The following is a 12723-nucleotide window of genomic DNA, read 5'->3' as shown; positions in this document are numbered from 1 at the left end:
TATTGCGCCAGATCAAATTTCATCGCAGAGCAGTGAGGATAATAGCTGCAACGATTTAACGGAGACACACATGAAATTATCTAAACTCGCATTAGCGGCAACATTAACGCTGTTACCTTTAAGCACGATGGCTATAGAAACCGGTGACTGGTTGCTGCGGGGAGGCATCACCAGCGTCAATCCAAATGACAGCAGTAGCAACGTATTTGTTGCGGGCGCCGATTTAGGTGTCGGAGTCAGTGTTGATAACAATGCCCAGTTAGGACTCAACCTTGCCTATTTCCTGGATAGTAACTGGGCGGTTGAACTATTGGCAGCCACACCATTTTCTCATGATATCAGCCTGGATACCGTCGGAACTCTGGGGAAAACCAAACACCTGCCACCAACCTTATCAGCCCTCTATTATTTTGATTTGGGTAACAGTAATCTGCACCCATACATAGGCCTTGGCGTAAATTACACAGTATTTTTCGACGAGAATTTTAACTCCGCCAACAAAACAGCCGGGTTTTCTGCTCTGGATTTGGATAATTCTTTCGGCCTGGCGACTCAGTTGGGTATCGATATCGATATCGATGAAAAGTGGGCCTTCAACGCCTCAGTGCGCTGGTTGGATATTGACACCGAAGCCACATTTAAACTGGGCACCGATGCCGGCAAGGTGGAAGTATACATTGACCCCTATGTTTACACCCTGTCACTTGCTTATCGTTTCTGATTCAGTGGGGCATTTAGCCCCGCTTTGTTTCTTATACCAGTTCCATTATATATTTACCCACCTCAGTGGGTGATGAAAAGCATTTATTCGCTACATCCCTGTAGCTCACCTGCTTCGCAGGCCAGCTAAAGCTGTTCTATGCTGTTCCTACAGCATTTGGTAGACAAGGCGGTCCAGGGGCCTAAATCAAAAACATCCAACACCGTATAAATGCTTTTCAGCCCCATCGTAGACGCGCCTCAGGAACATTATTTATGATATCCATCCCTGAATATCACCTGCTTCGCAGGCCAGCTAAAGCTGTTCAAAAGTTTTCCCGAAACTTTTGTCTTTGTTGTGCGAAGTTCACAAGACCACCAGTATTCTTTCATTCGCACGCCTCGAACTAATGTCCCTGAGGCTGCGCTGAGAGGGCAAATATATCGTGGAACTGGTATTATCTATCACCATCCAGCATATCCCCCAGACCACCTAACACACTGCCTTCTCCCTGGCGTTTTCCACCCATTTGTGGGGCGTGTTGAATAACCCGGTCTGCCAGTCGACTGAAGGGCAGCGATTGCAACCAGACCTTGCCATGACCGCTCAGCGTGGCTAAAAATAAGCCTTCGCCTCCGAAGAACATGCTTCGCAAACCTTTGGTCATCTGAATATCGTAATCAATGCCTGCGGTGAACCCCACAATACAACCGGTATCAACTCTCAGAGTCTCGCCGTTCAGTTCTTTTTCAATCACAGTGCCACCGGCGTGAATAAAGGCCATGCCATCGCCCTGCAGACGCTCCAGGATAAATCCTTCGCCGCCGAAAAATCCCGCGCCCAACTTTTTATTAAATGCGATATCAATTTTGGTCCCCAGTGCAGCGCACAAAAAGGAATCTTTCTGACAAGTGATCTGCTCACCAACATTTGCCATGTTCACCGGAATAATGGTGCCAGGAAAAGGTGATGCAAAGGCCACGCGTTTTTTGCCGTAACCATGATTGGTAAAGTGTGTCATAAACAAACTCTCACCGGTCACCACCCGTTTGCCCGCGCTGAACAGCTTACTCATAAATCCCTGATCCGCATCTGAACCATCACCCATTTTGGTTTCAAATTCGATGCCCTGCTCCATATAGTTCATCGCTCCCGCTTCCGCGATCACAGTTTCCTGCGGGTCCAGCTCCACCTCAACCATTTGCATCGAGGCACCAATAATTTCATAGTCAATTTCGTGGCAACGCATTGATTTGTCCTAATTTATTCAGTGTAAGAGAAGTGTCTAAGCGTTAAATAGTCGCTGTTACTAAAACAATTAGTATTAATAAAGTGTTAACAATTGTTTCAGAAGTGGTAGTATGCGGCACCGAGTGTGGAGCATTTCCCACATGACATACTTATAATTATAGCAATCAGGGAGGATACGCTTATGCAAGCGTTTGTATCTTATTCAAAAATATCATTTATCATTTTTTCACTTCTAATCATGGCTGGTTGTGCCAGTACCACAAACTACAACTCAGTTGAAAATCTTAACAGCAGTGAAAATGCCAACCCCAGACTTATCATCATGCCAATAGATGTAGAACTTTCTATTCTTGGCGCAACAGGTGTAACCGAAGTACAGGCCGAATGGACAGCAGATGCACGGGGTTTTCTGGAGCAAGAAATCACCGATCATCTGGCCGCCAACAATAGCGACGCTACTTTGTTTAATAACGACGTACAGGATATTGATTCCGTTCAGGCTCAGCCGGAAAAATTACACGAAGCTGTCGGTTACAGCATATTGGTGCATGAAGTCGGTGCTGTAAAACTCCCCACCAGACCCAAAAATGGGACCTGGACATTGGGTGAGAAAGCGAGCGTACTTAAAGAAAAAACCGGTGCAGACTATGCGTTGTTCGTTTTCATGAGAGATAGTTACGCCAGTGCCGGCCGAAAAGCGATGCAAGTTTTTGGCGCACTGGTAGGAGTGGGCATTCCCGGCGGTACTCAACTGGGGTTTTCTTCATTGGTTGACTTGAACACCGGAGACATTGTCTGGTTTAACCGTTTGATCAGTAGTTCGGGTGATTTAAGAGAACAAGATTCTGCCAGGGAAACTGTGGCAAATCTGCTGGACTCCATTCCTTCTGCCTAGCGGAGAATCAGCGATGTCGTTTCAGATTTCACTGGGTAAAATTCGGATTCTGTTGGTGTCGACTTTACTCAGTGCTTTTCAGTTAAGCGCTACTTCGTTATCAATACAGCCGGTTATAGATGTCAACTATAGGCCGGATCCCGCTTCTGATGAAGGGGGTTTTTGGTATCAGGTGGAAAAGATAGAAAGAGACGTGCAACTCTCCCCATATCGTATTAAGGATCAGGAACTCAATGAGTACGTGCAAAGTGTAGTCTGTCGACTGACTCCTGAGTATTGCGCCAATATTCGGGTTTATATCATTGATAATCCAAACTTTAATGCTGCAATGTTCCCCAACGGAATGATGCACATTTGGTCAGGCGTTTTCCTGCGCCTGGAAAATGAAGCGCAATTAGCCTCAATTCTGGGTCACGAAATTGGTCATTATCTGCAAACCCACCAAATTCAACAATTCAGAGAACTCAAAGATGCCAGCGCCGCCGCTCTGGTGATCGATATAGCAGTAGGCTCACTAACCGGCATAGTCGGCTTAGGCACCCTGTTAAGTGGTTCAGCTCTGGCGGAATTTGGTCGGGATCAGGAACGAGAGGCCGATATCATTGGCCTTGAAATGATGGGACATGCAGGTTACGACACCCATGAGTCTGGTCAGGTATGGGGGCTGTTAATCGCTGAACGTGAAGCTGATTTATCAAAAGAAGAAAGAAGCATTTTTTGGGCAACCCATCCAACTTCCGAAGAACGCTTAAGTAATCTCAATAATCAATCAACACTGTTTCAGGAAAAATGGCAGAAAGAGTATACCAGAGAAGAAAACGAGTTCCGTAAACAGGTGGCTAAAATCTATCATCGGGCTATGAGCAACCACTTGAGTTTACAGGAATACGAGCAAACTGAGTCAATTCTGGAACGTCACAAAAACATTAATTACGACCCAGCCTTAATTGAGTATTTTTATGGCGAATTATACCGATTACGGGGTGAGCCAGGGGATACTCAACTGTCAATCAGTGCCTACGAGACAGCACTGCAACAACAGAGCTGTCCCAAAGATGCCCACAAACAATTAGGCTATTTGTACACCAAAGAAAAAAATAAAAAACTCGCTAAAAAACACTTCGGGAGCTATTTGGAAAACTACCCTGAAGCGGAAGATAAAGCGATGATTAAATACTACATGGAGCTATTAAACTGATGAAACTAATTAAAAAAATCCTTATTGTCAGCGCAGTATTATTGGTCACTTCCTGCGCTCAATTTAAATTAATCCCCGCTTCTGAGCTAAAAGTAAAAGGGTTCTCTGTACTACCCGCTACCTCCTGGAGTAAATCTCCTTTTGAGCCTGGCGAAAAAGCTGAAGTATGGACAATTGATGGTTACTCACTCAATCAAATGCTGGTGTTTGGTGAAATAAAAGAAGGTGAAACACTGTTAAAAGAAACCAGTAAAGAACTTCCTATGCCTAAATTCAGAGCCGAAATGTTGCCTAACGAATTAGAGGATCTGGTAAAAACCTCGATCATAAATCAGGAAGACGGTACCTTAAAAATCGAGACTAAAAATGTAAGACCACAGCAAATCGGTGAACAGGTAGCTTTTCGTTTTGAGTTGGAATTTTTTGATGCCAATGGACTGAAGAAAAATAGTGACGTTATTGTTTGGGTTAAAGACAAGCAGCTTTTCGGCATGATCTTTACAGCACCAACTTTGCATTACTATGAAAGCTATAAGCCGGCGCTAAACAAAACCTATAATTCAATCAAAGCTTAATCTGACGATCGAGGGGGGGGGACTTTCCCCCTTCTGTTTTTTGGCCAACCAAATAGCATAATTCTCTATTCCGGCTGTCTCACCGGCCACTACCCGTTTGCCAGCGCTGAACCATCACCCATTTTGGTTTCAAATTCGATGCCCTGCTCCATATAGTTCATCGCTCCTGCTTCCGCGATCACAGTTTCCTGCGGGTCCAGTTCCACCTCAACCATTTGCATCGAGGCACCAATAATTTCATAGTCAATTTCGTGGCAACGCATAGTTATTCCTTAATATTTTATACCAGGTTGATAATGCCGTTTTTTTTAAGAAATAGCGCAAACGGCTCTAAAAACGATAAATATACCCCATAAACAAATTGGTGCTCTCACCGTCTTCTATAATTGGGCTATTTTCGATTTCATCGCCCAACACAGTATATGTCAATGAGGCCATAATACTCTGTCGCTCCGCTACCACCCAGACTCCGGAAAGTCCGGTTGAATAATTAACGGTATTTTCCGCCTGATACGCCGGTCGAAACGCATTGGCTTCTGAATTCCTGACACCATAATAATAGTCAACTAAGTCATCACTGAGGTAATTCACCTCTATAAATGGAGAAATAGCTCCCCCCAATAACTGAAAACCTTTGCTGAATCGCACGCCCAATTCATAGCCTTTATGCTCTCCCAACGCATCCGCCTGACCAGAAAACGTCAATTCTCCAAATTCACTATCAACAGTAAAAGATGCACCGATATCAAGTGTTCCTTTGCGTTCTTCCATCCCAGCAAAATAATCTGAATCCTCAAGTTCAAAGCCATCAAAACGATATTCGCCATAAAGGGTTATATTGTCCGTGACCTGGTAACCTAATTCAGGTCCACGCCAGAAGAAGTTTTGTCCTTGATAAAACACTATGGGGAACAACTGGGTTTCGCTATCAGCACCACGATACCCCTGATCCATAAAAACAGCCCCTACCCCGACTCCCCAACCAGTCTGTTGTTCATTCGCTCCTGCTGAAGAAGCCCAAATTACGCTGGCGCTCATCAACACTAAAAATACCTTGGTCATTATTTATGTCCTTCACTTTTAAAAACGGATACATGAATACCGGTTCATTCTCGAACCGGCTGGCGCAGTCTAATGACCAAAAGTGAAGGTTAATTGACCTCAAACATTTACTTTGTAATGAAAGATTTCAAGGCACTTATTTTGTGGGATAACGCAATTACTTCAGTGACGAAGATTGTTTGTGATGCACAACCGCAAGACGACGTTTATTGGGCGAAATAGCCAAACGAGTAATACCACTCAACGTCAGATTTTTCGGCATATTGACGGGCAGCCAGACGCGCTGATTAGCATCCCACCACAGCAGTTGTTTACCATTGGAAGTCAGCAATTGTTTGTCGTTTAGCCAGGCATAATCCTGTGATTTTTCCGGCAGCTTCATCAACTCGCCACTCTCATTAGTGTCAAAATCAAAGGTTCTGAGCTGATGGTAACCTTCTTCTTCTGTGGTGTATGACATGGTGGTTGTACCCGGGATTAAGGCGAGGCAACGACCAATAGCATCATCTACGACTGTCGTCTCTGCCTGCCCCAATGTGGTAACCTCTAATCGATGCGGCTCTCCCAGGACAAAGAGCGCCACATTGTCTTCCTGCCAGACGTGATAGCCCACAGGTTTAATATCGCTGAACAATAGTTCAAAACTGCCATCCGAATTAATCTGCCACAATCGCTGCGTGCCATCATGCTCTACTCTGACTGTAGACAGCGCTCCACTTCTGGTGGGAATTGGCGTTGGTGAATACTCACTTTCAAGGGTTTTGGTAATGGCAACTTCATGTCCCATTTGCCACAACCAGACGTCGGCATTAACATCTTCCATGCGGGTAAAATACAGTGAGTTGTCATCAATAAACAATGGTTGGTTTTCGTAACCTACCCGGTTAGCTACAGGCACCGGATTAGAAATGTTAATTGTGTCAGACGTGATAAACAGATCGAACAGGGTAATATCGTGATCCGGCATCTCATCCTGGGCGAAGCAGGTGACTGTAAATAACAGCACCACTGATGTTACTAACTTTTGCACCACGACTTACCTCTTTTGCTTTGCGGCACGGATTGGTTTAATTCGCAATCCGCTGACGAACAATCTCATACAAACACACGCCTGTGGCCACCGAAACGTTCAGACTGGAGACAGAACCGGCCATTGGCAATTTTATTAACTCGTCACAGACTTCGCGGGTTAATCTGCGCATACCTTTGCCCTCGGCGCCCATCACCAAAGCCATAGGACCGGAAAGTTTTACGTCATAAATTAACTGCTTAGCTTCACCGGCGGTACCGATCACCCAAACACCCGACTCCTGCAACTGGCGTAATGTTCTGGCCAGGTTTGTCACCTGTATCAAGGGCGTTGTTTCTGCAGCACCACATGCGACTTTTCGCGCCGTTGGAGTCAGGTAAGCCGATTTGTCTTTGGGCACCACCATTGCGTGTACACCAGCCGCATCAGCACTACGCAAACAGGCCCCGAGATTGTGAGGATCGGTTACCCCATCCAACACCAAAATAAATGGATTGTCTTCGCTGGCAATGATGTCCGCCAGATCCTTTTCATCCAAAACCCGACCCGGTTTAGCCTTTGCTACTATCCCCTGATGTTGCTCACCATTAACCTTGTCATCCAACACTTTGCGCTGACAAAATTGTACCGCAATGCCAAAGCGACGCGCCTGGTTAATAATGTTACGTAATTTGTCATCGTCTCGTCCTTTAAGTACATATAACTCAATCAGACGTTCAGGCTCTTTGGCTACCACCGCCTCAAGGGCATGAAGACCGTATAACCATTCTTGTTGCGCCATTTACTTTCCTCGTTTCTTACTTTTACTGGCCGTGCCGGGCTTACTGGCGCTTGTGGCCTTTTTCTGCGGCTTTTTGCGACTGGATTTAGCCGTAATACGCTTCGCTTTGACCTGATCAGACTTACCTGATTTGGCTTTTGATGACCGCCTTGATTTACGGGTTGGCAGCGGCATATCCAGGACAAAATCAATTTTTCGCTCGTCCAGGTTTACTGCCATTACCTTAACTTGTACCTGATCCCCCAGACGGAAAATAGTACCGCCGGATTCCCCAATCAGATATTGTCGGGTTTCATCGTATTGATAATAATCGTTAGTCAGGGTGGTGATATGGACTAAGCCATCAATATGGAACTCGCACAGTCGCACAAAAAAGCCAAAATTCGTGACCGAAGCGATAACCCCTTCAAAAGAATCGCCAACATGGGCCTGCATAAATTCGCATTTTAACCAGTCAGATACGTCTCGGGTAGCATCGTCAGCCCGGCGTTCCGTCATTGAGCAATGCTCTCCTAATTGTGCCACTTCGTCTTCGTTATAGGCATACCCACCGGTTTTACTTTTGCGTTGTGCTTTTTTATCTAATACGGCCTTAATGGCGCGATGCACCACCAGATCCGGATAACGCCTGATAGGCGAGGTAAAATGGGCATACGCCCCCAACGCCAGGCCAAAGTGGCCGACGTTGTCAGGATCGTAAATAGCCTGTTGCATAGAGCGCAGTAACATGGTCTGGATCAGTTCCTGATCCGGACGACCCTGTATTTTTTTCACTACTTCACAAAACTGCTTTGGCGTCGCTTTTTCAGTCAGGTGATGACTGATACCCACTTCTGATAAATAACTTAAAAAGGACTTTAAACGTTCTTCACTGGGCTCGTCATGGATGCGGTACAGGCCTTCCGCTTTATTGCTATGCAGCATATCAGCCGCGGCAACATTGGCCATGATCATACATTCTTCGATGATCTTGTGTGCATCGTTACGCACCACCGGCACGATATGATCTATCTTGCGTTCTGCATTAAATACAAATTTCGTTTCCTGCGTTTCAAATTCAATCGCCCCCCCGCTCAGCCCGGGATTTTTTCAGTGCCTTGTACAACTTATAGAGATTCTGTAAATGCGGCACATGTTCAAAATAACGTTGATAGAGTTGTGGATCACCTTCCAGAATCGCCCACACCTTATTGTAGGTCAGCCGGGCATGGGAGTTCATCACGGCTTCGTAAAACTGATAAGCCTGTAATTTACCGGCAGGGCTGATGGACATTTCACAGACCATGCACAGGCGGTCAACATTGGGATTCAGAGAACACAATCCGTTAGACAGGATTTCAGGCAGCATTGGCACCACCTGTTCGGGAAAGTACACGGAAGTTCCGCGATTTTGGGCCTCGTCATCAAGGGCTTTTTTAGGTCGCACATAGTAACTGACATCAGCAATGGCGACCCATAACTGCCAGCCCCCGTCTTCCTGGGGCTCACAAAACACCGCATCGTCAAAGTCACGCGCATCTTCACCATCTATGGTTACCAGTGGCAATTGGCGTAGATCAATGCGCCCTTTTTTCGCAGACTCACTGACTTCTTCGCTCAGTCGGCTGATTTCATTGTTAACCTTCAATGGCCAGGTATGGGGGATATCAAAATTGCGCAATGCCATTTCGATTTCCATTCCAGGTGCCATATGCTCACCGAGTACTTCAACAATACGACCAATCGGCGACACCCTTTTGCGCGGGCGTTGTGTCATCTCAGACACCACGACATGACCCTGCTTCGCACCATTGATGTGTTCAGGGGGAATGATCAACTCAAAGCGCAAACGACTGTCATCGGGGATCACAATTCCCACGCCACTTTCCATAAAAAAGCGCCCCACAATGGGTTCTTTGCGCGGTTCGACTATTTCGATGTTTTTGGCTTCGATGCGACCTCTGGCATCTTTCTTTCCTGCCACCGCCGCAACGCGATCACCGTGTAATAAAAACTGCATCTGACCCGCTGAGATGTATAAATCCCGCTCTTCGTCATCGCGTTTAAGAAAACCAAAACCGTCACGATGCCCTATGACAGAACCCGTTACATGGGTGATCACAGAGCCCACTTCGTAGCGTTTTTGACGATTAAAAATAACCTGGCCTTCCCGCTCCATTGCGCGCAGGCGTCGCTGCACAGCAATGCGACTGGTTTCGTCATTCGCATTGACTTTATGGCAAATATCTAAAAAGGATAACGCCCGTTCTGCATCATTAATCAATTGCAGTATGTATTCACGGGAAGCGACTGGTTGTTCGTATTTGGCCTTTTCCCTGGCGTAATAAGGATCGTCTTGCATATCTCTCGACGGAGCTTTCGCTCCCTGACTTAGTTATGCCATCAGTATACCAACAAGCGGGAATTTTTCATTGCCCACAGATAATAAATTTTTATTAATGCTGCAGGCTTAGTGAAGTTTCAGGACTCCAGAGGACGGCGCGCCCGACGCACGCTTTTGGGGTGCATCAGCTCTTCCAGAGAAGCCATGCAATCGGCAATTTTTTGATGTAATTTGGCATCATTGGTAATGGCGTTGTAGAGCCAGTGATACGTATCTTCGTAATCATAAGGGCTACCGTGGCCTTCGATAAACAGTTCAGCCAGTTGGATTTGCGCCTTTAAATTACCCAGAGAACCCGCTTCCCGCAAATATACGATTCCTCGCGGGATATCCTGTTGTACCAGTTTTCCGGCCGCGTAATAGCGCCCCAACTGCTCCATAGCCGGAGCCAGACCTTGCATGGCGGCGGCTTCCATCAGTGGCACCCCGCGCTCGGGATCGGCTTCAACACAAACTCCCCAGGCCAACATATCTCCCCAAAGAAACTGATACGCCGGAACCCGTAAGGTCTCCGCGCGAGCCTCGATATCCTGCACCAACTGGCAATCATCCAACACTACCCGCGATAAGTGTTCATTGCGATTGATCAGATTGAGCAATTCATCCTGACTATACAACTGTACGGCTTTAATCTGCGACTGCGCCTGGGTCAGGACTGAAAAGCAGCAAAGCATTAATAATAAAATCTGTTTCATGGTTAATTTCTCTTTACCGATAATTTGACTATCGGCCAGATTGGCAAAATCTCAAATATCGGCAAGGGCCGACAAATTTTTGTGCATTAACGGTTATCTGGGTTTTTAAAGCATAATTTACGCCAGAAATACTGGAAAACCTGTGAAGACGACAAATTTCATTCACCGCCCTAAAAATATTTTAATTTGGCGATCAAAATGAAAGCCTGCAGCTAACAGCGACCTTATCAGCTACCACAAACCGGCAATAAAATTCTGTTGCAGGGCAATACTTTGCCAGATTTGACTGACCATCATTCAGATGCAAACTATGCCATTTAGCTGGCAATAGTCTCACTAAATACCGCCAAAAACTGGCCATTTGGCGTATTTTTGACGCCCCGAATTCACGCTCTAAACTGGACGTGATGCCTAAAAATGCTTAACCTCGTGCCTTAAAAAATATAAGAGTAACTTTGTCGGTCAAAATAATCCCGACAATAAGCTACGAGGATAAGATTTGAGTACATCTAACGACACCACTCAACCGGAAAATAACTCATCGTTATCACAATCCGGAAATGAGACTCAATCTGGCGCGTTTGCCAGATTTTTAGCCACCGTCGAGTGGCTTGGGAACCTGCTTCCCCACCCTGTGACCCTGTTCGCCATGTTTGCCTTATTTATTGTGCTGCTGAGCGGCGTTTTAGGCTACTTCGATGTCAGTGTTTTAGACCCGCGACCTGAAGGTGCAAAAGGTCGTGAAGCCGATGGCGTAATTGAAGTGATTTCCCTGATGAATGCCGAGGGTTTGCAGCGCATCGTCACCGGGCTTGTTACCAATTTCACGGGTTTTGCTCCATTGGGCACGGTGTTGGTGGCCTTACTGGGCGTGTCCGTGGCGGAACACAGTGGCTTACTGCAAACCGCGATGCGCTCTATGGTGGTTAACGCCTCCCCCAGAATGGTTACCGTGGTAATCGTGTTTGCCGGAATAATCTCCAATACCGCATCCGAACTGGGGTACGTGGTTTTAATCCCGCTGGCAGCCATGATATTCCACTCCCTTGGCAGGCACCCGTTAGCCGGACTCGCGGCGGCTTTTGCCGGGGTATCAGGTGGCTATAGTGCCAATTTGCTGCTGGGCACCGTTGATCCTCTGTTATCAGGAATAACAGAAGCAGCCGCCCACATGATTGATCCGGGCTATACCGTTGGGCCGGAGGTAAACTGGTACTTTATGTTTATCAGTACGTTTGTGGTGGCCTTTATGGGGGCTTTCGTCACAGAAAAAATTGTTGAACCTCGACTGGGCAAATACGACCCCAGCGAAGCAGCCATTGAACTGGAACAACCTAAAATTGAGCAACCGACAGCTCAGGAAAAGAAAGCCCTGAAAATGGCAGGACTGGCGTTTGTTGCCGTCTGCGTAGTGCTGGCCTTAACCATAGTGCCGGAAAACGGCGTGTTGCGTCACCCTGAAACCGGGGAAGTAGCGGGCTCTCCTTTCCTGAAAGGTATTGTGGCATTTATCTTTATTTCTTTTGCCATCCCAGGCTTTGTATATGGACGCGTCGCAGGCACCATGAAAAACGACCGGGATGTGATCAACGCCATGGCTAAAAGTATGAGTTCATTGGGCTTATACATCACCCTGGTGTTCTTTGCAGCGCAATTTGTGGCCTTCTTTAAATGGACCAATCTGGGCACAGTATTGGCAGTCAAAGGTGCGGCATTCCTGCAGGCAGTGGGACTGGACGGTCCTTCGGTATTTGTCCTGTTCATCCTGATGTGTGCCATGGTGAATCTGTCTTTAGGCAGCGCGTCAGCGCAGTGGGCCGTAACGGCGCCAATTTTTGTGCCTATGTTAATGCTGATTGGATATTCTCCTGAGGTAATTCAGGCAGCGTATCGAATTGGTGATTCTTCCACTAATATCATTACCCCAATGATGAGCTACTTTGGTTTGATTTTGGCGGTTGCTGCCCGCTATAAGAAAGATTTGGGGATGGGCACGCTGATAGCCACCATGCTGCCTTATTCGATGGTCTATATTGTTGGCTGGACAATCCTGTTCTATGTTTGGGTATTCTTACTGGGTATGCCAGTGGGGCCAGGAGCAGCAACCTACTACAACCCATAACACCATGGAAGACGAAGGCTTTACCTTCGTC

Annotated in this window: 10 protein-coding genes and 2 pseudogenes; 5 read left to right on the top strand and 7 right to left on the bottom strand. The window is 46.5% G+C overall.

The features are described from left to right. Nucleotides 1–70 precede the first annotated feature (70 nt). Nucleotides 71–721, top strand: coding sequence for an OmpW family outer membrane protein (locus LJ740_RS22570; protein WP_229531404.1), 651 nt, complete (start codon nucleotides 71–73; stop codon nucleotides 719–721). Between the two features lie 436 nt (nucleotides 722–1157). On the opposite strand, the gene LJ740_RS22565 is transcribed toward LJ740_RS22570, so the two are convergent. After that, complete coding sequence (locus LJ740_RS22565) at nucleotides 1158–1949, bottom strand: TIGR00266 family protein (RefSeq protein ID WP_229531403.1); 792 nt, start codon at nucleotides 1947–1949, stop codon at nucleotides 1158–1160. Between the two features lie 183 nt (nucleotides 1950–2132). Here LJ740_RS22565 and LJ740_RS22560 point away from each other — a divergent pair, with 183 nt between their 5' ends. From LJ740_RS22560 to LJ740_RS22550, 3 genes are read left to right on the top strand one after another with little or no spacing between them, the layout of a single operon-like run. Beyond that, nucleotides 2133–2846 carry a hypothetical protein gene (locus LJ740_RS22560; protein ID WP_229531402.1) on the top strand — a complete coding sequence of 238 codons (714 nt, stop codon included), beginning with the start codon at nucleotides 2133–2135 and terminating at the stop codon, nucleotides 2844–2846. 13 nt (nucleotides 2847–2859) lie between these two features. Beyond that, the gene (locus tag LJ740_RS22555) at nucleotides 2860–4044 is read left to right on the top strand and encodes a M48 family metallopeptidase (protein WP_229531401.1); all 1185 of its coding nucleotides are present in this window, start codon (nucleotides 2860–2862) and stop codon (nucleotides 4042–4044) included. Continuing rightward, nucleotides 4044–4619 carry a hypothetical protein gene (locus tag LJ740_RS22550; RefSeq protein WP_229531400.1) on the top strand — a complete coding sequence of 192 codons (576 nt, stop codon included), beginning with the start codon at nucleotides 4044–4046 and terminating at the stop codon, nucleotides 4617–4619. Before LJ740_RS22555 ends, LJ740_RS22550 begins: the two co-directional genes overlap by 1 nt. Before the next feature lie 92 nt (nucleotides 4620–4711). Here the strand turns inward: LJ740_RS22550 and LJ740_RS22545 are convergent. The 6 genes and pseudogenes from LJ740_RS22545 to LJ740_RS22520 all read right to left on the bottom strand — a co-directional run. Further along, a pseudogene (locus LJ740_RS22545) lies at nucleotides 4712–4888 on the bottom strand (AIM24 family protein); the annotation flags it as partial. Between the two features lie 61 nt (nucleotides 4889–4949). Beyond that, entirely contained in the window at nucleotides 4950–5681 is a 732-nt protein-coding gene (locus tag LJ740_RS22540; protein ID WP_229531399.1) for a MipA/OmpV family protein, read from the bottom strand. Nucleotides 5682–5838: 157 nt separating this feature from the next. After that, entirely contained in the window at nucleotides 5839–6711 is an 873-nt protein-coding gene (locus LJ740_RS22535; RefSeq protein WP_229531398.1) for a hypothetical protein, read from the bottom strand. 37 nt (nucleotides 6712–6748) lie between these two features. Then, on the bottom strand, nucleotides 6749–7492 hold the full coding sequence (rlmB, locus tag LJ740_RS22530) for a 23S rRNA (guanosine(2251)-2'-O)-methyltransferase RlmB (protein ID WP_229531397.1): 744 nt from the start codon (nucleotides 7490–7492) through the stop codon (nucleotides 6749–6751). Next, nucleotides 7493–9833, bottom strand: a pseudogene (gene rnr, locus LJ740_RS22525) (ribonuclease R). Between the two features lie 119 nt (nucleotides 9834–9952). Beyond that, nucleotides 9953–10570 (bottom strand): tetratricopeptide repeat protein, encoded by a 618-nt coding sequence (locus LJ740_RS22520; RefSeq protein ID WP_229531396.1) that lies wholly within the window; start codon nucleotides 10568–10570, stop codon nucleotides 9953–9955. 499 nt (nucleotides 10571–11069) lie between these two features. Here LJ740_RS22520 and LJ740_RS22515 point away from each other — a divergent pair, with 499 nt between their 5' ends. Then, nucleotides 11070–12692 (top strand): AbgT family transporter, encoded by a 1623-nt coding sequence (locus LJ740_RS22515; RefSeq protein WP_229531395.1) that lies wholly within the window; start codon nucleotides 11070–11072, stop codon nucleotides 12690–12692. Nucleotides 12693–12723: the final 31 nt, after the last annotated feature.

Origin of the sequence: Planctobacterium marinum (assembly GCF_020687805.1) — a bacterium.
Lineage (GTDB): Bacteria > Pseudomonadota > Gammaproteobacteria > Enterobacterales > Alteromonadaceae > Planctobacterium > Planctobacterium marinum.
The sequence above is the reverse complement of the archived record's forward strand: the minus strand, read 5'-3'. Positions and strand labels throughout refer to the sequence as shown.

Excerpts from the sequence above, each read along its gene's own strand:
- LJ740_RS22540 (WP_229531399.1), bottom strand. The coding sequence starts at position 5,681 with ATGACCAAGGTATTTTTAGTGTTGATGAGCGCCAGCGTAATTTGGGCT.
- rlmB (WP_229531397.1), bottom strand. The coding sequence starts at position 7,492 with ATGGCGCAACAAGAATGGTTATACGGTCTTCATGCCCTTGAGGCGGTG.
- LJ740_RS22550 (WP_229531400.1), top strand. The coding sequence starts at position 4,044 with ATGAAACTAATTAAAAAAATCCTTATTGTCAGCGCAGTATTATTGGTC.
- LJ740_RS22570 (WP_229531404.1), top strand. The coding sequence starts at position 71 with ATGAAATTATCTAAACTCGCATTAGCGGCAACATTAACGCTGTTACCT.
- LJ740_RS22520 (WP_229531396.1), bottom strand. The coding sequence starts at position 10,570 with ATGAAACAGATTTTATTATTAATGCTTTGCTGCTTTTCAGTCCTGACC.
- LJ740_RS22555 (WP_229531401.1), top strand. The coding sequence starts at position 2,860 with ATGTCGTTTCAGATTTCACTGGGTAAAATTCGGATTCTGTTGGTGTCG.
- LJ740_RS22560 (WP_229531402.1), top strand. The coding sequence starts at position 2,133 with ATGCAAGCGTTTGTATCTTATTCAAAAATATCATTTATCATTTTTTCA.
- LJ740_RS22565 (WP_229531403.1), bottom strand. The coding sequence starts at position 1,949 with ATGCGTTGCCACGAAATTGACTATGAAATTATTGGTGCCTCGATGCAA.